The 20,440-nt window shown below is 63.2% G+C and carries 20 protein-coding genes; 16 read left to right on the forward strand and 4 right to left on the reverse strand.

Annotated elements, in window-relative coordinates:
- The first annotated feature begins 1 nt into the window (after nucleotide 1).
- The 16 genes from BANT918_RS00060 to BANT918_RS00135 all read left to right on the forward strand — a co-directional run bounded on the left by BANT918_RS00060 (nucleotide 2) and on the right by BANT918_RS00135 (nucleotide 16,902).
- Nucleotides 2–871, forward strand: coding sequence for a hypothetical protein (locus BANT918_RS00060; RefSeq protein ID WP_101618415.1), 870 nt, complete (start codon nucleotides 2–4; stop codon nucleotides 869–871).
- Nucleotides 868–2,583: a murein biosynthesis integral membrane protein MurJ gene (gene murJ, locus BANT918_RS00065; RefSeq protein ID WP_101618416.1), complete on the forward strand. Its 1,716-nt coding sequence runs from the start codon at nucleotides 868–870 to the stop codon at nucleotides 2,581–2,583. The genes BANT918_RS00060 and murJ overlap by 4 nt, the downstream gene beginning before the upstream one ends.
- Complete coding sequence (locus BANT918_RS00070; RefSeq protein WP_101618417.1) at nucleotides 2,580–3,755, forward strand: glycosyltransferase family 4 protein; 1,176 nt, start codon at nucleotides 2,580–2,582, stop codon at nucleotides 3,753–3,755. Before murJ ends, BANT918_RS00070 begins: the two co-directional genes overlap by 4 nt.
- A gap of 33 nt (nucleotides 3,756–3,788) precedes the next feature.
- The gene (locus tag BANT918_RS00075; protein ID WP_101618418.1) at nucleotides 3,789–4,925 is read left to right on the forward strand and encodes a glycosyltransferase; all 1,137 of its coding nucleotides are present in this window, start codon (nucleotides 3,789–3,791) and stop codon (nucleotides 4,923–4,925) included.
- A gap of 8 nt (nucleotides 4,926–4,933) precedes the next feature.
- Nucleotides 4,934–6,616, forward strand: coding sequence for a CTP synthase (locus BANT918_RS00080; RefSeq protein WP_418904332.1), 1,683 nt, complete (start codon nucleotides 4,934–4,936; stop codon nucleotides 6,614–6,616).
- 11 nt (nucleotides 6,617–6,627) lie between these two features.
- Complete coding sequence (locus BANT918_RS00085; protein ID WP_233429184.1) at nucleotides 6,628–7,332, forward strand: NUDIX domain-containing protein; 705 nt, start codon at nucleotides 6,628–6,630, stop codon at nucleotides 7,330–7,332.
- 10 nt (nucleotides 7,333–7,342) lie between these two features.
- Nucleotides 7,343–8,290, forward strand: coding sequence for a site-specific tyrosine recombinase XerD (gene xerD / locus BANT918_RS00090; protein ID WP_101618420.1), 948 nt, complete (start codon nucleotides 7,343–7,345; stop codon nucleotides 8,288–8,290).
- Nucleotides 8,291–8,330: 40 nt separating this feature from the next.
- Nucleotides 8,331–9,200, forward strand: coding sequence for a ParA family protein (locus BANT918_RS00095; protein WP_101618421.1), 870 nt, complete (start codon nucleotides 8,331–8,333; stop codon nucleotides 9,198–9,200).
- Nucleotides 9,201–9,274: 74 nt separating this feature from the next.
- The gene (locus tag BANT918_RS00100; RefSeq protein WP_267892059.1) at nucleotides 9,275–10,069 is read left to right on the forward strand and encodes a segregation and condensation protein A; all 795 of its coding nucleotides are present in this window, start codon (nucleotides 9,275–9,277) and stop codon (nucleotides 10,067–10,069) included.
- Nucleotides 10,066–10,698 carry an SMC-Scp complex subunit ScpB gene (gene scpB / locus BANT918_RS00105; protein WP_101618423.1) on the forward strand — a complete coding sequence of 211 codons (633 nt, stop codon included), beginning with the start codon at nucleotides 10,066–10,068 and terminating at the stop codon, nucleotides 10,696–10,698. The genes BANT918_RS00100 and scpB overlap by 4 nt, the downstream gene beginning before the upstream one ends.
- An 18-nt stretch (nucleotides 10,699–10,716) precedes the next feature.
- Nucleotides 10,717–11,577: a pseudouridine synthase gene (locus BANT918_RS00110; RefSeq protein WP_233429186.1), complete on the forward strand. Its 861-nt coding sequence runs from the start codon at nucleotides 10,717–10,719 to the stop codon at nucleotides 11,575–11,577.
- A complete protein-coding gene (locus BANT918_RS00115; RefSeq protein WP_101618424.1) occupies nucleotides 11,574–12,674 on the forward strand; it encodes a prephenate dehydrogenase in 1,101 nt (366 codons plus the stop codon). Before BANT918_RS00110 ends, BANT918_RS00115 begins: the two co-directional genes overlap by 4 nt.
- Nucleotides 12,671–13,330, forward strand: a complete 660-nt coding sequence (gene cmk / locus BANT918_RS00120) for a (d)CMP kinase (RefSeq protein WP_101618425.1) — start codon at nucleotides 12,671–12,673, stop codon at nucleotides 13,328–13,330. Before BANT918_RS00115 ends, cmk begins: the two co-directional genes overlap by 4 nt.
- A complete protein-coding gene (gene der, locus BANT918_RS00125; protein WP_101618426.1) occupies nucleotides 13,327–14,838 on the forward strand; it encodes a ribosome biogenesis GTPase Der in 1,512 nt (503 codons plus the stop codon). The genes cmk and der overlap by 4 nt, the downstream gene beginning before the upstream one ends.
- A complete protein-coding gene (locus BANT918_RS00130) occupies nucleotides 14,839–16,161 on the forward strand; it encodes an AI-2E family transporter (protein ID WP_101618427.1) in 1,323 nt (440 codons plus the stop codon).
- A 120-nt stretch (nucleotides 16,162–16,281) separates the two neighbouring features.
- Nucleotides 16,282–16,902: an L-threonylcarbamoyladenylate synthase gene (locus BANT918_RS00135; RefSeq protein ID WP_101618428.1), complete on the forward strand. Its 621-nt coding sequence runs from the start codon at nucleotides 16,282–16,284 to the stop codon at nucleotides 16,900–16,902.
- A 90-nt stretch (nucleotides 16,903–16,992) separates the two neighbouring features.
- Here the strand turns inward: BANT918_RS00135 and BANT918_RS00140 are convergent, their stop codons facing one another.
- The 4 genes from BANT918_RS00140 to BANT918_RS00155 are packed head-to-tail and all read right to left on the reverse strand — an operon-like array spanning nucleotide 16,993 to nucleotide 20,421.
- Nucleotides 16,993–17,697: an ABC transporter ATP-binding protein gene (locus tag BANT918_RS00140; protein WP_101618429.1), complete on the reverse strand. Its 705-nt coding sequence runs from the start codon at nucleotides 17,695–17,697 to the stop codon at nucleotides 16,993–16,995.
- Nucleotides 17,676–18,467: an ABC transporter ATP-binding protein gene (locus BANT918_RS00145; RefSeq protein ID WP_101618430.1), complete on the reverse strand. Its 792-nt coding sequence runs from the start codon at nucleotides 18,465–18,467 to the stop codon at nucleotides 17,676–17,678. Before BANT918_RS00145 ends, BANT918_RS00140 begins: the two co-directional genes overlap by 22 nt.
- Nucleotides 18,467–19,558: a branched-chain amino acid ABC transporter permease gene (locus BANT918_RS00150; protein ID WP_233429187.1), complete on the reverse strand. Its 1,092-nt coding sequence runs from the start codon at nucleotides 19,556–19,558 to the stop codon at nucleotides 18,467–18,469. The genes BANT918_RS00145 and BANT918_RS00150 overlap by 1 nt, the downstream gene beginning before the upstream one ends.
- Nucleotides 19,555–20,421: a branched-chain amino acid ABC transporter permease gene (locus BANT918_RS00155; protein WP_101618431.1), complete on the reverse strand. Its 867-nt coding sequence runs from the start codon at nucleotides 20,419–20,421 to the stop codon at nucleotides 19,555–19,557. Before BANT918_RS00155 ends, BANT918_RS00150 begins: the two co-directional genes overlap by 4 nt.
- Nucleotides 20,422–20,440 lie beyond the last annotated feature (19 nt).

Here is a 20,440-nt window from a genome sequence, read left to right on the forward strand (position 1 = left end):
GATGATCCGCTCACTTGTCAGCTCCGCCGTCGCCGGCCTCCTCGGGTACACGGCGACCAGGGCCATCCTGACCTCGAAGCTGCGCACACACGAGAAGGTCGTGCGCACGAACCATGCCGGCGATGACGTCTCGCTCGTCGAAGGACCCGCGGTCACTGCGGGACTGGTCGCAGGCAGCCTCCTCATCGAAGCACCACGGCAACGCGCTGCGACCCTGCTGGTGACCACCGTCGCCGGCGGTTTGGGCGCGGTTGATGACTTCCTCGAATCCGGTGGCTCGAAGGGTCTGCGCGGCCACCTCAGCGCCCTGGCCCATGGTCAGATCACGACCGGCGGGATCAAGGTCATCGGAATCCCCCTGGCCTCGATCGCCGCCGCGACGATTCTGCGGACCGGCAGAAGCAGCCACGGGCCGTTCTTGTCGAGGGCAACGACGCCGAACCAGACCTGGTTGGGCTCCACGGTCGACGTCGTCGTCACCGGGGGAGTCATCGCCGGCACAGCGAACCTGTTCAACCTGCTCGACCTGCGCCCCGGACGCGCACTCAAAGCGGGCCTGCTGACGCTGGCCTTCATGCCGCACAAGCACGGCCTGACGTGGGCGCCCAGCGCGGCCATCGCCGGGTCCAGTGCGGCGGCGTGGCCAGACGATCTCGACGGTGCGGTGATGCTCGGTGACACCGGTGCCAACGCCCTCGGAGCCGCATTGGGCACGATCGTCGCTGAAAATTCGACTGCCACGCAGCGTGGCCTGGTTCTGTCCGGCCTGGTCGGTCTCACCCTGCTGAGTGAGAAGGTCTCGTTCACCTCGATCATCGAATCCACCCCCGGACTGCGTGAGATCGACGCCTTCGGACGCGAGACCGTGTGAGTAAGCTGGTTCGAGTCTTCGCCTCTGCGGCGCTGCTCGTCTCGGTCGTCACTCTTGCCACCCGACTCGTCGGCTTCCTCCGGTGGCTGGTGTTCTCTCCCACGGTGGGAGCCGGCACCGTCGGCACCGCTTATCAATCGGCGAACCAGGTGCCGAACATCCTCTTCGAGGTTGTCGCCGGCGGTGCCCTGGCCGGTGCCATCATTCCGCTGTTGGCGATACCGCTGGCCAGGTCGGACAAGGAGACGGCCGGCAAGATCGCCTCGGCGCTTCTGACCTGGGCCGTGTCCGTGACTCTGCCGATCAGCATCGTTCTGGCCGTCTTCGCCGACCCGATCGCCCATCTGCTCATCAAAGACGGTGCGGAGGAACAGGCGGCGACAGCGATCTTCCTGCTGATGTTCGCGCCTCAACTCGTCCTCTACGGCATCGGCGCAGTCCTCACCGGTGTGCTCCAGGCGCATCGGAAGTTCCTCTGGCCGGCCTTCGCGCCGTTGCTCTCCAGCCTCGTCGTGATCGGCTGCTACATCGCCTACGAGACGGTCGGCGGCACCGATGAGACGTGGCGGTCCCATATCGGCTGGCTCGGTTGGGGCACCACGATCGGTGTTGCGGCCCTCGCACTGCCGCTGGCCCTGCCGATGCGTTCGACCGGTCTGAAGATCTCACCCACCTGGGCCTTTCCACCCGGAGTCGCACACCGGGCACTGCGCCTGGCCGGTGCGGGCATGGCGGCTCTGCTTGCCCAGCAGGGTGCCGTGCTGGTGACCCTGATGCTGTCGAACCAGTCCGGCGGCAAGGGCACCTTCGTCCTCTTCAGCTACGTCAATGCGGTCTATCTCCTGCCCTATGCGGTCCTCGCGGTGACTGTGGCAACGGTGATGTTCCCCGCGCTGTCCGGGTGGGTGGGGAGAACGACCGATCCCGAATCGAGCCCCGAGGATCGCGAAGCGGCACAGGTCCGACTCCACCAGCTGACCTCGACCACCTCGGCCGTGATCATCAGCATCGGGCTGTTGGGCACGGTGATCCTGATGAGCGCTGCAGCCTCACTGGAGACCTTCTTCACCGCCATCGATGCAGCCGGAGACCACACGGATGTGCCCTTTGCTTCGATGAGTCAGGCCATCATGGTCATGGCCCTCGCCGTCCCCGGCTGGTCCTTCGTCGCCTGGGGCACACGCGTCTTCTACGCCATGGAACGTTCCCGATACTCTGCAGCGGCGACAACGGCGGGGTGGCTCCTCGTCATCGTCGGAATGGTGCTCGCGATCCTGGTCACCGACGCCGCCGGAGATCCGGGCCGGACCCTGGTGGCGATCTGCATCGGCTATGTCCTCGGCATGAGCGTGGCGGGTCTGTCGCTGCTCATCTCGATGCGCCGAGTGCTGGGAGCAGCCGGTCTGCAGAGAATTCTGCGCCGTGGTCTGCTGTCTCTGCTGGCTGCGACGGTGGCCTCGATCGCAGGCGTCGTCGTCACGCAGTGGTTGGCCGGCTTCTTCGGCACCGACGCATGGCCCTCGGTGGCCAATGGCGTGATCTCCGCGCTCGTCGGCTGTGCGATCTTCATCACCATCATCACATTCGACCGCAGCTACCTCACCGAGGTTCGCCGTCTGCTGTCGAATCGCCGAGGTGGTCCTGAGCAGACAACCACAGCAGATTCGCCCGCCGGGCCGACCACTGCGAGAAAGAATGAGGATGAGAGATGAGAATCGTCTACGTGCTCGGAACATCGACCGGGGGAGTCGGCACCCATGTGCGGGCCCTGGCCCGGGATGTGGCCGCCGCCGGGCATGAAATCGGGGTCATCGGACCGGCCCAGACCGACGAGCACTTCGGCTTCTCCTCGCTGCCCGGCGTCCGGTTCGCCGCACTCGACATGGGAACCGGGATCGGTGCCCAGGATGCGGCCCTGATCATCCGACTCCGACGTGCGATCCGCAGCTTCGGACCCGATATCGTCCACGCTCACGGCTTCCGCGCTGGCTTCATCGCTCTCCTCGCCTCGCGCACCCTGCGCCCCCGGCACCGCCCCAGCTTCATCATCAGCCTGCACAACCGAGCCAGCGGCCGCGGAGCCAGGGCCCACGTCGAAACCGGCATCGAGACCCTGCTGGCCAGGGGAGCGGACCTGACACTGGGGGCCAGCACCGACCTCGTGGTCCGGGCCCATGACCTTGGTGCCCGCGATGCCCGGTTCCTGCCCGCCGCAGCACCGGAGGTCCACGAGATCCCCGCCGAGGCGGCTGTTGCCACCCGTGCGGCACTGGCCGAGGAGTTCGGCTTCGGGCCCGACGCCGTCCTCGTGCTCGCCGTCGGTCGTGTCGCACCGCAGAAGAACTATCCGATGCTCGTCCGGGCGTTGGGCCACCTCGGCGCGCCTGAGTCATCTGAGCCCGCTGAACCTCAAACACCTGAACTCGTTTTCCTCATTGCGGGAGCCGCAGACCAGAGCGTCCTCGACGAAGTCCGTTCGCAGTACGAGGACCTCGCCGCCACCTCGGCGGTGCCTGCTCTGCATTTCCTCGGTCCGCGAGACGATATCGCCGCGCTGAACTCGGCGGCCGATCTCTACGTCCTCACCAGCGTCTGGGAGGCCCGTGCACTGGTGCTGCAGGAGGCACTGATCTCCGGGCGGGCCATCATCGCCACCAACACCGGTGGGAGCGCCGAACTCGTCGGTGATGCGGGTATTCTCATCGACGACGATGACGATACGGCCCTTGCCGCAGCCATCGGTGAACTGGCCGCTGATCCCGCTCGCAGGGCCGATCTGGCCGCGCGCGCCCAGGCCCGCGGATCACAACTTCCCGATGAGAGGGACGTGGCCAAAGAACTGGTGAGCATATACACGGAACTCATGCCCTCCCAGGTAGGGTAGAAGCAGCGTCGATCTAATGAAAAGGATGAGGAAATGAGCGAATCCGGCGAGGTCCACCCACTCAGCGAAGACACGAGGATTCTGCATGTACTCGCCGAAACCACGGGTCCCGTCGTCGAGGTGGCGAAACTCGCGGTGCTCGGGCATCTGCGTGCCGGCTTCAAAGTTGCGGTCGCCGCCCACCGTTCGCTGCTGGGCACGTTCGGCGTTCCCGAGGAACTGGCGGACAATTTCCGCGAGATCGAGCTGGCAGCCCGACGACGCTTTTCCTTGGCAGATCCCAATACCGCGTTCACTCTGCACAAGCACTACCAGCACGTGGACATCGTCCACGCTCACGGCCTGCATGCTGCGACTCTCGCCGGGCTCGCCTTCACCGGCCTCCCGGCCAGACTGCATCCGAAGATCGTTGCGACGATCGAGTCCTTCGACGCGGCCGGCGTCATCGAGAAGACCGGTGCGGAGATCGTAGGCCGCACCGCGACCGCGATTCTGGGCACCACGGAACCGGTCGTCGACTACTTCGGGGAGAAGGTCCCCATCGTCGAACGCGCGGAGCTCGTCCACCCGGACATCGACGTCGACCTCACCGTCAGGACGCCGCGGGCACAGGTGCGCCGGGAACTCGGCGTGCAAGAGGGCACATGGATGGTCGCCAGCCCCATTGCCCTGCGTGACCACACAGCTTTGGCCACGGTCCTCGATGCTGCGGACCAGATCAACACGAAGCGGCCCGGCCGTCCCGTCGTCACGGTGCTCACAGGCACCGGCAAAGACCGGAGCACGATTGAGTCCGCGTTCTCTGATCGCGGCGTCATCGTCGCCCCGGCCGGAGACCTCGTCGACGTGGCAGCCGCCGCGGACGTCGTCATCGCCAGCGAGACCATGACCGGACTCAGCCATGAGGACCTCATGCAGCTGTCGAAGCCGGCGGTCTTCATCGGCAACCCGAGACGCGCAGGCATCTGGGGTGCCGCGGCGAGGACCGTCGCAGCCGACGACACGGACGCACTTCTGAGTGAGATCAATCATCTTCTCGACGACCCTGCCGGACGCGGAACACAGGCTGTAGCCGCGAAGAAGCGCGTCATCGACGTGAACAACGGGGCCGCGATCTCTGAGACGCTGCTTGATCTCTACGCCGAAGTCGCCGAATCGTCGGATTCCTGAGCCCGACTTTGATAGGATCAAATCCCGTGGTGAATCGAACTGGCCCAGGCGGCACAAATACGGCAAAACACATCTTCGTCACGGGAGGCGTTGCCTCTTCGTTGGGCAAGGGACTGACGGCTTCAAGCCTCGGTCACCTGCTCACTCAGCGCGGACTCTCGGTAGCAATGCAGAAGCTGGATCCCTACCTCAATGTGGATCCGGGAACAATGAATCCCTTCCAGCACGGTGAGGTCTTCGTCACCGAAGACGGTGCTGAGACCGACCTCGACATCGGCCATTACGAACGTTTCCTCGACGTCGATCTTGACGGTGCGGCCAATGTGACGACCGGGCAGGTCTACTCCTCGGTCATCGCCAAGGAACGTCGCGGGGCCTACCTCGGCGACACCGTTCAGGTCATCCCGCACATCACCGACGAGATCAAGTCGCGGATGCGGGCTCAGGCTGAACGTCCCGTCGACGAGCGCCCCGATGTCATCATCACCGAGATCGGCGGAACCGTCGGTGACATTGAGTCCCAGCCGTTCCTCGAGGCCGCGCGCCAGGTCCGGCACGACATCGGCCGAGACAACGTGTTCTTCATCCACGTGTCCCTCGTGCCCTACCTCGGACCCTCCGGCGAGCTGAAGACGAAGCCGACCCAGCACTCGGTGGCGGCACTGCGGTCGATCGGCATCCAGCCCGACGCGATCGTGCTGCGCTCCGACCGGGCACTGCCCGACTCGATCCGCACGAAGATCGCCTCCTCATGCGACGTTGAGTCCGATGCCGTCGTGTCCTGCGTGGACGCACCCAGCATCTACAACATTCCGAAGGTCCTCTACGACGGGGGCCTCGACGTCTACGTGATCCGTCGCCTCAACCTTCCCTTCCGCGACGTCGACTGGACGAAGTGGGACTGGGTGCTCGAACGCGTCCACCACCCCGAACACCATGTGCGCATCGGCATCGTCGGCAAGTACATCGACCTTCCCGACGCGTACCTGTCGGTCACCGAGGCGCTGCGTCACGGCGGTTTCGCCAACAACGCCAAGGTCAAGGTGGAGTGGATCCAGTCCGATGACTGTGACACCGAAGAAGGGGCACGGGAGCGTCTGTCCGGCCTCGACGCGATCTGCGTGCCCGGCGGCTTCGGCATCCGCGGCATCGACGGCAAACTCGGAGCCCTCGAATACGCCCGGACGAATGGCATTCCGACCCTCGGCCTGTGCCTGGGACTGCAGTGCATGGTCATCGAATACGCCCGCAATGTGGCCGGAATCGACCAAGCCTCATCCTCCGAGTTCGACCCCGATACGACGGTCCCCGTGATTGCGACGATGGCCGAACAGCTGTCCATCGTCGAAGGCGAAGGCGACCTGGGCGGGACCATGCGCTTGGGCACCTACGAGGCGAAACTCGATGAGGGCAGCGTCGTGGCAGGAGTCTACGGCTCGACCCTCATCACCGAACGCCACCGCCACCGCTACGAGGTCAACAACATCTACCGGGAAGAGCTGGCCAAGGCTGGTCTGCGCTTCTCGGGCACCTCACCCAGCGGAGAGCTCGTGGAATTCGTGGAGCTGCCGGAATCCGAGCACCCGTTCTACGTCGCAACCCAGGCTCACCCCGAGCTCAAGTCGCGCCCGACCAGGCCCCACCCGCTCTTCGCGGGACTCGTGGCAGCGGCGCTGAAGGCCCAGAAGTAGGCAAGGCACGCATGAGCGATCTGCAAGACGAGGCCTATACGCCGACCATCACCGCATCCGAGGTCGTCTACCACGGAGCGGTCTGGAACATTCGGCGAGAGACCTTCGACCTGCCTGAGGCAACTGGGCTGGTTCGAGACATGATGGCTCACACGGGTGCTGTGGCCATAGCGTGTGTGGATGAGCAGGGCAGGATCCTGCTCATCCAGCAGTACCGTCATCCCGTTCGGGCCAGACTCTGGGAAGTCCCAGCCGGTCTCCTCGATGTGCCCGGCGAAGATCCCTTCGCCGCCGCCCAGCGTGAACTGGCAGAGGAGGCCGATCTCCGGGCGGCACGCTGGGAAGTCCTCACCGACTCCTGCCTGACCCCCGGCGGCAGCAGCGAATCGATCCGGCTGTACCTGGCCAGGGACTTTGAGCTCATCGCCGACGAGGATCGACACGAACGCAGCGAAGAGGAAGCGGGCTTCAACTTCCGGTGGGCCAGCCTCGACGAGGCGCTCGACGCGGTGAGTGCGGGCGAGATCACAAACTCGATCGCGCAGCTGGCGATCCTGCAGGTGGACCGTATCCTACGTGCGGAAGCCGCCGGGAAGCCCACCCGGACCCGCAGCGTCGATGCACCCCGTCGTCTCGTTGACGGCCGTGGAGATGAAGCCGCCGGTGCAACCGCAGATCCAGCCGCCACCGGCGCTTCAGACCGACCGCGAGCCTGAGGTCTGAGCCATGGCCCGGCATGGTGCCGAACTGCTCCCGGAGCTGCCGCAGTCCCTGGCCCGCGGCTTCGAAACATACCTGAACTCGCTGCGATTCGAGCGCGGACTCTCGCGGAACTCCATCGACGCCTACGCCCGCGACCTGTCCAGGTACGGAACCTGGCTCAACGGGCAGGGGATCGACCGCCTCGGCGAGGTCGACCGGACGCATGTCGAAGCCTTTGCTCTGCATCTGCTCGATGAGAGCCTGGCCCCGCGGACCCGTGCGCGAGCACTCGTCGCGGTGCGCCGTTTCCACGGCTTCGCCCTCGGTGAGGGACTGGCGGGGACGGATCCGGCCTCCGAGGTCAGCCCGCCACGGGAGGGGCTGCGTCTGCCCAAGGCGCTGTCCTTAGACGATGTCGAAGCGATGTTGTCCACGAGCGCCGGCGAGGAGCCTGCACAGATCCGTGCGGCCGCACTTCTGGAGCTGCTCTACGCAACAGGCGCACGGATCTCCGAGGCGGTAGGCGTCGACCTCGACGACCTCGATCTCGAGACCAGCCTCGTGCGCCTCTACGGCAAAGGCGGCAAGGAACGGATCGTGCCCTTCGGCTCCCACGCCTCCAGGGCACTCGGTGCCTGGGTGTCGCGGACTCGTCCGAGCATGGCGGCGAAGGCACGGACAGCAGCCCCGGCCGGTGCCCTGTTCCTCAACGCGCGGGGGACCCGTCTCTCACGCCAGAGCGCGTGGCAGATCGTCAAGGACGCCGGCGAACTGGCAGGGCTCGACGCCGAGGTGTCTCCGCACACGTTCCGACACTCGTTCGCGACACACCTGCTCGAAGGCGGCGCCGATATCCGAGTCGTCCAAGAACTGCTTGGACACGCGTCAGTCACGACCACACAGATCTATACCAAGGTGTCAGAGGAAACATTGCGGGAAGTGTACGCGACCTCGCACCCCCGGGCACGGTAGGGTTATCTGCAGAGAGCAACGAAAGGTGGCCATCCGAGTGATGAATACGCAACAGGCGTTGGATATTCCCAAGTCGAAATCCACTGCCCCAGAGCAGCAGGACTTCGACGAACCAGCACCGCTGGACACTCATGGGCCCGCCCGCATCATCGCGATGGTCAACCAGAAGGGCGGCGTCGGCAAGACGACATCGTCGATCAACCTCGGCGCCTCTCTGGCCGCCTACGGTCGCAAAATGCTCCTCGTCGACTTCGACCCGCAGGGCGCACTGTCGGTCGGTCTGGGCGTCAACCCCTACGACCTGGACATCAGCGTCTACAACCTGCTGATGAATTCTCGTCTGGATCCCCACGAGGTCATCGTCGGCACCGATTTCGAGAACATCGACATCCTCCCGGCCAACATCGACCTCTCCGCAGCCGAAGTCCAGCTCGTGGGCGAAGTGGCCCGAGAGCAGATCCTGTCGCGGGTGCTGTCGAAGGTCGCCGACGAATACGATGTCATCCTCATCGACTGCCAGCCCTCCCTGGGCCTGCTCACCGTCAACGCACTGACCGCAGCCCACGGCGTGATCATTCCGCTCGAAACCGAGTTCTTCGCCCTCCGCGGCGTCGCCCTGCTGGTGGAGACCATCGAGAAGATCCAGGACAGGCTCAATCCCTCCCTCGTCGTCGACGGGATCCTGGCCACGATGTTCGACTCGCGCACGCTTCACTCGAAAGAGGTCATGTCACGTGTGACAGAGGCCTTCGACGACAAGGTCTTCGACACGGTCATCAACCGCACCGTGAAGTTCCCGGATGCCTCGGTCGCGGCCGAACCGATCACGAGCTTCGCCCCCAAGCACGCAGGCTCGGAAGCCTACCGTCGCCTGGCCAGGGAGCTCATCGCCCGCGGAGGCGCACCCTGAGCGAGACCGTCAGTGAAGGGTTCCAGGTTGAGCTGGAGAACTTCTCCGGTCCCTTCGACCTGCTCCTCGGTCTGATCTCCAAACGTCGTCTCGACGTCACGGAGATCGCCCTCGCCGAGGTGACCGATGAGTTCATCGCCTACACGACCGGTCTGAGACAACGAGCCGGTGCCAAAGCCGGTTCCAGCCTTGCCGAGATCTCTCAGTTCCTGCTGGTGGCTGCCACTCTGCTTGACCTCAAGACGGCACGCCTGCTGCCCAATGAGGACGGGGAAGAGGAACTCGATCTCGAACTGCTTGAGGCCCGTGATCTTCTGTTCGCCCGCCTCCTGCAGTACCGGGCCTATAAGTCCGTGAGCCGATTCTTCGCCGACGCCATGGCCGCGGGATCGATCAGGGTACCGCGCAGCGTCGGACTCGAGGCCGAGTTCCAGGACGTCCTGCCCCCGCTGGAGATCCACATCGGCCCAGGCGAGCTGGCGGGACTCTATGCGACCGTGCTCCAACGTGACCACACGCCCCCGAGCGTCGCGGTCGACCACATCCACCTGCCCCTAGTCAGCGTCTCCGAACAACGCGGCCACATCCTCAGCCTGCTGCGGTCCGGGGACCTCGACTTCCAGCTTCTCCTCGACACCTCCGACAACACGTTGGTCGTCGTGGCCCGATTCCTGGCACTGCTGGAACTGTTCAAGGTCGGCCTCTGCGACTTCTCGCAGGAGGAGCCGCTCGGTCCACTGTTCATCTCCCGTACCGAGTCCACCGACGACGGTGTGGACCTGCGCACAGAGGGGGAGTGGGACGGTGATGCGACAGCCGACCAAGGCCACAATGACGAACGCTCAGATGACGAAGGAGGATCGTCATGATCGACGATGAAATTCTGGCCGGGATCGAAGCGGTCCTCATGATCAGTGACTCCGCGGTGTCGGCGAATGAGCTGGCCACTGCCCTCGGGCTCGATGAGGACACCATCACTGATGCCATCGCCGAACTCAAAGCCGACTACGACGGTGAACACGGCGGCAGGCAGCGCGGGTTCGAGATCCGACTGGTCGCCGGAGGCTTCCGAATCTTCTCCCGCGGTGACTATCACGAGATCGTCAAGGACTTCCTCACCTCGGGTCAGAGCGCGAAACTGTCCCAGGCCGCACTCGAGACCCTCGCCGTCATCGCCTACCGGCAGCCGATCTCACGGCCGCGCATCGCCGCGGTCCGCGGGGTCAGCGTCGACGGTGTCATTCGCACCCTGCTCCTGCGTGGACTCATCGTCGAAGCGGGGAAGGAAGCGACCACCTCGGCTCTGCTGTACACCACCACGCACCAGTTCCTCGACGCGCTGGGAATGAACAGCATCGACGACCTGCCGGAGATCGCTCCGTACCTTCCCGAGGATGCCGACCTCGCCGAACTGGGTGCCGACAACTCCGAGGTTCTGGCCTCTGCGGAGTCAGAGTTGGGCGATCTTGACGAGGAGATGTCACGAGTTGACGATTGATTTGAGAGAATGGAGATTATGAGTCCATACCGTGATCCCCGAGCGCCAGGCGGGCGCAACAATCGTCCGACCCGAAAACATCGATCCAACACCTCTGCAAAGGCCTCCCAGCGTTCGCCGTCAGGCACGGGCGAGAAGTCGGATGCCCATGTCAGCGGGGGTGTGAGACTCCAAAAGATCCTCGCCGAGGCGGGCCTGGGCTCACGTCGTGCATGTGAGCAGCTGATCCTCGACGGACGGGTTGAAGTGGATGGTTCCATGGTGACCGAGCTGGGCACCCGAATCGACCCCGAGACCCAGTCCGTGTACGTGGACACAGTGAGAATTTCGACACAGACTGCGAAGGTCTACCTGGTGCTGAATAAGCCTGCAGGTGTCGTGTCGACGATGAGTGACCCGGATGGTCGACCCTGCCTAGCGGACTACGTCAATAACCGCGTCGAGCGACTCTTCCACGTCGGACGACTCGACACCGAGACCGAAGGCCTGATCCTCCTGACCAACGACGGGGAGCTGAGCAACCGACTGGCTCACCCACGCTACGAGATCCCGAAGACCTACCTGGCCCAGGTCAAGGGACAGCTGGCCAAGGACGTCAGCTCCCGCCTCAAGGCCGGCATCGACCTCGACGACGGCTTCGTCAAGGTCGACGCGTTCAAGCTCGTGGATTCGACGCCGGGTCGGTCCGTGGTCGAACTGACTCTGCATTCGGGTCGCAACCGGATCGTGCGCCGACTGCTCAAGGAGGTCGGCAACCCGGTCGAGCGTCTGGTGCGCACGAAATTCGGTCCGATCACATTGGACGAACAGAGGCAGGGCAAGATCCGCCCACTGCGGTCGGACGAAATCGGCGAGCTCTTCGAGGCCGTCGGCTTGTGAGAATCCACATCATCGGCACCGGTCTGCTGGGCGCAAGCCTCGGACTGGCGCTGAGCGCACAGAAATACCAGGTCAGCCTCGAGGACACCTCACCGACGGCTCAGCAGTTGGCGGCCGATCTGGGTGCAGGAACGGTCCTGGCCGAAGACAGCAATGTCGAGGATCCGCAGATCGTCGTCGTCGCCACCCCACCCGATGTTGCGGCTCAGACCATCGCAACGGCTCTGGCGACCTACCCGCATGCGACGGTCACGGACGTCGCAAGCGTCAAGACACGACTGCTCGAATCGGTGCGTGAACGTGTCGACGGCAGCGAACTTGACCGTTACATCGGGTGTCACCCGATGGCGGGTCGGGAGAAGTCGGGAGCGATCGCTGCCCGGTCGGATCTGTTCACGGCCCGACCATGGGTGATCTGCTCGGACGCGGACACACCACGCAACCGCCTCGGCGAGGTCGAGGCGATGGCAGAAGCCACCGGTGCCTCGGTCATCCACCTCGACCCACGCATCCACGATGCCGCGGTTGCGAAGGTCTCACACGTGCCGCAGGTCATCTCCTCGCTGGTCGCCTCTCAGTTGCGGCATGCGCCGCTGGAGGAGGTCGCACTGGCAGGTCAGGGACTGCGGGATGTGACTCGGATCGCCGCCTCCGATCCTCGTCTGTGGACGCAGATCCTGGCCGGCAACTCCGAGGAGGTCCGCTCCGTCCTGCAGGATCTGCGGACCGAGCTCGACGAGGTCATCACCGCTTTGGAACTGGGCCCGGGATCGACGGGTGCGCTGGCCAAGGCGATTGCGTTGGGCAACGAAGGTCACGATCGGATCCCGGGCAAGCACGGGCAGGCTCCGACCACATATGCTGTGGTCACGATCCTGATTCCCGACACTCCGGGAACCCTGGCCACATTGTTCAAGGACATCGGCGACCTGAACATCAACGTCGAGGACTTCCGGATGGACCACGCTCCAGGTCAGAAGCTGGGAATCGTCGATGTCTCGGTGGTGCCGGCCACCCAGCAGGAACTTGAAATCGGTTTGTTGTCGAAGGGATGGCAGATTCCCGAATCCGTCATCGAGAAAGAGGGAATTGCATGAGCGTCGTCGCCATTGACGGACCCAGCGGGGTCGGCAAGTCGAGCACCGCGAAGGAAACGGCCCGCCGATTGGGCTACCGCTACCTCGACACGGGGGCCATGTACCGTGCGATGGCCTGGCTGTGCCTGAACCGGGGCGTGAACGACCCGGTCGACGTCCTCGAACAGGTGCGCGGGGTCGATCTGGAGATCTCGACCGATCCTGACGAGTTCTTCGTCTCCGTCGACGGAATCGATGTCAGTCAGGAGATCCGTGCACCCGAGGTGTCGGAGAACGTGCAGACCGTGTCTGCCGTCGTCGATGCCCGCGAAGAGCTCATCGACATGCAGCGGACCATCATCGCCGCCGCACCTGAGGGCATTGTCGTCGAGGGTCGTGACATCACGACCGTCGTGGCTCCGGATGCCGAGGTCCGCATCCTGATGACCGCTCGTGACGAGGTGCGCGTGGCCCGACGGGCCAAGGAGCTCCACGGAAGCGCCGACGCCGAGGCTCTCGCCGCCACCCAATCCCAGGTCACCGGCCGTGACGCCAAGGACTCAGCGACAACAAGCTTCCTCGAAGCCTCCGCAGGCGTCTACACACTCGATACCAGTGACATCGATTTCGACCAGGTGGTCGAGACGGTGCTGAAACTGGTGAAGGACTCACAATGACTGAATCAGAATTCAACGAGAACCCCGATGACCATCTGGTCGAACGTCTCGAGAGCATCAGCGATGAGGAGGCCGAGAAGAGGGCGACAGCTCTCGAAGCCGGTCTCGAAGGCTATGACCTCGAAGACGAGGATCGGGCTCTGCTCGACGCCTACGGCTTCGAATACGAAACCGAGGAGACCCGCGGGGCCGATCCTGTCCTGGCTGTCGTCGGTCGACCCAACGTGGGCAAATCGACCCTGGTCAACAGGATTCTCGGCCGTCGCGAAGCCGTGGTCGAAGACGTTCCCGGAGTCACCCGTGACCGGGTGAGCTACCGGGCGGAATGGAACACGAAGGATTTCACCCTCGTCGACACCGGCGGATGGGACTCGGATTCCAAGGGCATGGCCTCTCGCATCGCGATCCAGTCCGAAGTCGCAGTCGACATGGCCGACGCTGTGGTCCTCGTCGTGGATGCGACGACCGGACCGACCGCGACCGATGAGCTGATCGTGAAGATGCTGCGCAAGAAGAAGAAGCCTGTCATCCTCGCAGCGAACAAGGTCGATGACGAACGCGGCGAGCTCATGGCCGCCGAACTCTGGGGCCTGGGCCTGGGACAGCCGTGGACGGTGTCCGGACTCCACGGACGCGGGGTCGCTGACCTCCTCGACGAGGTGCTGAACATCCTGCCCGAGGTCTCCGCCGTCGAAACCCGGATTGACGAGGGTGGGCCTCGGAGGATCGCACTGGTGGGCCGACCCAATGTCGGCAAATCATCGCTGCTCAACCAGCTCATCGGCTCCGACCGTGTGCTCGTCGACAATGTCGCCGGCACCACCCGCGACCCGGTCGACGAGCTCATCGAACTCGGCGACAAGCAGTGGAGATTCGTCGACACCGCAGGTATCCGCCGTCGTGCACATCAGGCCAGTGGCGCCGATTTCTATGCGGCACTGCGCACGCAGACCGCATTGGAGCGCGCCGAGTTGGCCCTCGTCCTCCTCGAGGTTCAGGAACCGCTGAGTGAGCAGGACGTCCGCATCGTCACGACGGCCGCCGAGGCTGGTCGTGCCGTGGTGCTGGCGTTCAACAAATGGGATCTCCTTGATGACGAACGTCGCTACTATCTCGAACGTGAGATCGAACGGGACCTGGCACACGTGTCTTGGGCCCCGCGGGTGAACATCTCTGCGAAGACCGGACGCCATGCCGAAAAGCTCGTCCCGGCCATGGAGACCGCACTGGAGGGGTGGGATATGCGCATCCCGACCGGACGGCTCAACGCATTCCTCGGGGAACTCGTCGCCGCGAACCCCCACCCGGTGCGTGGAGGCAAGCAGCCGAGGATCCTGTTCGGGACCCAGGCACAGTCTCGGCCGCCGAAATTCGTGCTCTTCACCTCCGGTTTCCTCGATCCGGGGTATCGTCGTTTCATCATCAGGCGTCTGCGCGAGACGTTCGGGTTCAAGGGAACCCCCATCGAGGTGTCGATGCGGATCAGGGAGAAGCGGAAAGGGCGCTGAGTGAGCGATGACCCTCAGTTCCGGCAGCATCAGTCGGAGCTGACTCGCGAGCAGCGGCCCTGGCATGCGAGCCAGCCTGCCAGGGTGCTGGTAATCGCCCTGACGATTGCCGGTCTTGCCTATGCTCTGATGTTCTTCAAAGGACTTCAGGACATCGTCGCCCCAGTGTTTCTGGCACTCAACTTCTACATCGTCGTCTATCCGCTGCAGAGGTACCTGACCAGGCTGAAGGTCCCACGTGCAATCGGTGCCTGTGTCTCGGTGATCCTCGTGCTGGTGATGATCTTCGGCTTCTTCGGGCTGACGGCATGGTCAGTTGCCGAACTGGTGATCCTCATCCCTAGCTACGGCCAACAGCTCATCGCGACCTATCAGAATGCTCTGGTGTTCCTGTCCGACATCGGCGTCACCTCCACTGTGCTCGAACAGCAGTTCAATCAGTTCGACGTCAGATCTCTCATCGATGCCGTCTATCCGCTGTTGACCAATGTGTCGATGGTTGCAGGCCTGCTCACCACTGTCGTGATGGCGGTCTTCTTCGTGGCCATGGACTCCATGGGCATCGACAGACGCATGCTGATGCTCCTTGACGTCAAACCCTCGCTGTCGGCTTCACTGGGAAGCTTCGCCAGCGGTGTGCGACGCTATTGGATCGTGGCAACGATCTTCGGCCTCATCGTCGCTTTGCTCGACGTCATTGCCTTGGCGATCATCGATGTGCCGCTGATCTGGGTGTGGGGTGTGCTCGCGTTCCTGACGAACTACATTCCGAACATCGGTTTCGTCATCGGCCTCGTCCCTCCAGCACTGCTCGCGCTCGTCGACGGAGGGTGGCAGTCGGCACTGTGGGTCGTCATCGCCTACAGCGTGCTCAACTTCGTCATCCAATCGATCATCCAACCGAAGTTCACAGGAGAGTCGGTCGGAGTCACGCCGTTGGTGTCCTTCCTGTCGCTGCTGTTCTGGGTGTGGGTGCTGGGATGGCTCGGTGCACTCCTGGCACTGCCTGCGACTCTGCTGTTGAAGGCGCTGCTCGTTGACGCGGATCCGAAGGCGAAATGGGTGAATATCCTTCTCGCCTCGGATCCGAAGACCGCGAATACGTCGACGGCGGATGCTCCAACGGCGCCACGGGTCGAAGCCGAGCACGGCGTCTCCACATCGGCAGCGGGGGAAGACGTTACCGCGTCAGCTGCGGGGGAGGAGACTCCCGCGTCGACGGCTGGGGAGGAGACTCCCGCGTCGACTTGCGGGGACGAGACTCCCGCGTCGACTGGAGACAGTTCTCTGATGCCGAGGGCGGACGAGTCACCGACGAACTGATCCGGTGAGTCGGCAGCAGAGGACTCAGACTGCTCAGGTCTCAGGTGCGTGGACTAATAATTGTCCGATCGATTGCGCAATGCCTCTCGCCTCGTGCGCTGTGAGTGGTTAGCATGAGGTATGGCGACACTACTGAATATGCATCCTGAGAATCCACAGAACCGAATGATCGAGAAGGCCGTGCAGACTCTGCGGGACGGCGGACTGATCGCCTACCCCACGGACTCGTGCTATGCGTTGGGCTGCGCCTTGGACAACAAGGCCGGGATCGAGCGGATCACCCGCATCAGACAGTTGGACTCGAAACATCACTTCACTCTGATGTGCCACGACTTCGCGCAGTTGGGACAGTTCGTCATCGTCGACAACTCTGACTTCAGGGTCATCAAGTCGATGACCCCGGGGCCCTACACGTTCATCATGAAGGCGACGAAGGAAGTCCCACGTCGCATGATGCACGCCAAAAAGCACTCGGTCGGTGCGCGGATCCCACAGAATGTGACAGCTCTGGCGCTCGTTGAAGCAATGGGCGAACCCATCCTGTCATCGACCCTGCTGCTGCCCGGCGCCGAGGACCCGCTGACCCAGGCTGATGATGTCGTCGAGCAGATCGGCAACGATGTGGATGTGGTCATCGAGTCCGGAGTGCCGGGAACCGTCCCCACCTCCGTCATCGACTTCACCGGTCGAGAGCCAGAGGTCGCACGCGTCGGGGCCGGAGACGTCTCACGCTTCGAATGAGCATCAGCGGTTCTTCGACCTGTGGTGCCTCGTCACCATAGCGAGGCACCACAGGCGGAGGAGCACACGGGCTATTCGCGCATTAGACGCTCACAGTCCCAGGTAGGCTGCCTGCACCTGGGGGTTGTCGAGCAGATTGTCGGCATCATCGGCGAGCACCACACGACCTTCTGCCAGCACATATCCGCGGTGAGCGATGGCCAGCGAAGCCTTCGCATTCTGCTCACTGAGCAGCACGCCGATTCCGTTCCGGTTGATCTGTGCAATCGACTCGAGCACCTGTTCGACAACCAGGGGAGCCAGTCCCATAGATGGTTCGTCCAAGATCAGCAGGCTGGGGTCTGACATCAGTGCACGGCCGATTGCCACCATCTGCTGCTGTCCGCCTGAGAGTGAGCCTGCTGGCTGCGCCGATTTCTCCTTCAGGATGGGAAACAGCTCGAGTACTTCGCTCAGGATCTCCTCGGTGCGGGTGCGGTCCCTGTGCGGGTACGTGCCCAGCCGGAGATTCTTCTCCACCGACATCTTCCCGAAAAGATGCCGTCCCTCTGGGCAATGTGCGATGCCGCGCTTGACGATGGCATTTGGGCGCATTCGTTGGATCGCCTGCCCGTTGTATTCGATCGTTCCCGTACGAGTTCGCAGAAGTCCGCTGATGGTTTTGAACAACGTGGTCTTTCCAGAGCCGTTCGCTCCGAGGATCACTGTCAGCTCACCGGGCTGGGCAGTGATGCTCACCCCGTGAAGCACGTCAGTCGCGTCATAGCCGACGCTTATGTTCTCCAGAGAAAGCACCAGCTCTCCTCATCCTTGGTCGATCCCAGGTAGGCACGAATCACGTCCGGGTTGCTTTGAATCTCCGCGGGGGAGCCGATCGCCAGCTTCTGACCGTGATCGAGGACGAGGATCGTGTCCGCCAGGTCCATGATCATCGACATCTTGTGTTCAACCAGCAGCACCGACACCCCGCGATTGGGCAGAGAACGAATGAGGTTGCCGAAGTCCGTTGTCTCTTCCTCGGGAATGCCTCCAGCCGGTTCATCGAGGAGTATCAGCTCCGGTTGGGTCGCCAACGCCACGGCGACAGCCGTGCGCTTCTGCACTTCTTGAGGCACATTGGACGCGAGATCGTGACGGAATTCGCCGACACCGCAGAATTCGAGCGCCTCAAGCGCCTTGTCGTGGTTGAGCGCGGATTCGCGTCGATGCCGTGGAGTGTGGAAGATCGCATCGAACACATTGGACTTGGAACGCACGATCCGGCCGGCCAACACGTTCTCCAACAGTGTGGAATCGTCGAAGAGATGAGTCGTCTGGAAAGTTCGCGCGATTCCTCCTTTGACCGAGTTGTGCGGAGACGACTGGGTGATATCACGACCGTTGAAGGACACGGTCCCAGCTGTGGGGCGATAGAACCCATGGATGAGGTTGAACAGCGTTGACTTGCCGGCACCGTTCGGGCCGATCACAGCGGTGACCTGTCCTTCCTGCACATCGAGATCGACGTTCTTCACGGCATCGAGCCCGCCGAAGCGCTTCCCGAGCCCTCGAATTTCGAGCAGCATCACTTATTCTCCTCGGTGGTGGTGATGTCGGCAGTACCTTCCCTGCGATCAGCGTTGTCAGCGCGAACAGAGTCGTCTGCCCAGGCAGAGTCGTCGGTCCGGGCAGGCCCATCCTTGCGGGCGGAGCCGATTCGTCGCTTTCGAGCTCGCTTGTCGATGAACTCTCCCAGATACCCCACGATTCCGCGGGGTGCGAAGATCACCAGAGCAATGATGATGGGGCCGAGCACGATGAACCGGTAAGCCTGGAAGTCCTGGAAGAACTCGAACAGGAAGGTCACAATCATGGTGCCCACCAGCGGCCCAGCGACAGTGCCCATCCCTCCGACCAGGATGAACATCAGGAACTCGAAGGTCTTGTCCACGGTTGCCGCATCGGGGCCGATGAAGCCGACCACTGAGGCATAGAGGCCACCGCCGATGCCGCCGAAGAATGCTGATGCGGCGAAGGCGAGTTGCTTGCTCAGCCCGACATTGACACCGATCGCATCGGCAAGGTCTTCGCTGGTTCGAATCGTCAGCAGAGTGCGCCCAACGCTTGAGCGACGAATCGCGTAGGTGATGTAGACGCAGATCAGCAGGATGACGAAGACGAGATAGAACATCGCCGTCGGATTGCTGAAGTCCACGATGTCTCCCGCCTCGGGGAACTTCACATTGTTCACCCCGGAATGGGCGTGCGTCACTGCCTCCCAACGGCTGATGGTCAGGTAGATGATGAAGCCGATGGCCATCGTGAAGATGGCGAAGTACTCGTCCTTCGTGCGCAGGGCGATCAGTCCGGACAGATAGCCGATGGCAGAAGTGCCGACCACACCGACGAGGAAAGCCTGCCAGAACGACCAGTCGAAATCGGTCGTCAGCAAGCCGACTGCGTATGCTCCGATGCCGAAGAAGCCGCCCTGGGCCAGAGACAGCTGCCCTGTGAAGCCGAGGATGATGTTCATCCCGTAGACCGCGATCGCCGAGCACAGACCGACGGTGATCACTCGCATGATGTAGTTCTCATCGCCGAATGCCACCGGTGTCAGGGCAATGACGAGAAGCACGGCCAAAGTTCCGAGGATCCGAGGATTCTTCAGTGCACTCATCGCTGCACCGCCTTTGCAAACAGGCCTGTGGGTCTGATCGCCAGCACCGCCACCAGAACGACGAAGGCCACGGCCTCGCCGACGGCCGAGGAGATGTACGTCGATGTCATCGTCTCTGCGATCGCAAGCGCGAAGCTGCCGACGATGGCACCTGGCAGTGAACCGAGTCCGCCGAGGATGATGATCGCGAACACCTTGAGGTTGAGCGAGTCGCCCATGGTGGGGGAGAGGAGGTTGATGGGAGACACGAGGCCGGCTGCGATTGTGACCAGAAGCGCCGACAGTCCCAAGGTGAGCATCGAGACCATAGCCGGGTTGATTCCGACCAGAGCCGATCCGGTCCGATCCTGCTCGATGGCTTCGATCGTCTGACCATGGATGGAGCGCTTGATGAACCATGTCAGCAGGACGAGCACAACGACTGCAGTCACGATGATCACGATGCGCTGCGCGGAGATCTGTGCGCCCAGAATATGTAGGCTTCCGGAGATCGGTGTCTCCATCCGCCTGAAGTCAGCACCCCAGATTGCCTGTGCGACGGCCTGGAAGAAGAACATGGCGCCGATGGCTGCAATCATGTGGTGAGTGTGGGGTGAGTTGCGCAGAGGGTGGAAGACCAAGCGTTCGAGTAGCACGCCGAGGACGAACAGGACGAGCGCTGCAAGGCCGATGGCAGCCACATAGGGCACGCCGACCGTGGTCAGAAAGAAGTAGGTGACATAGGCGCCGAGCATGTACAGCGCGCCGTGCGCGAGGTTGGGGATGCGCAGAACGCCGAAGACCAAGGTCAGACCGATGGCGGCAAGGCAGTACACACCGCCGAGTGCAACGCCGTTGAAGAGCTGTTGGATGAAAAGTGTCATGAAGTGATTCCTCACAGGA

The sequence above is a fragment of the Brevibacterium antiquum CNRZ 918 genome (assembly GCF_900169145.1).
Lineage (GTDB): Bacteria > Actinomycetota > Actinomycetes > Actinomycetales > Brevibacteriaceae > Brevibacterium > Brevibacterium koreense.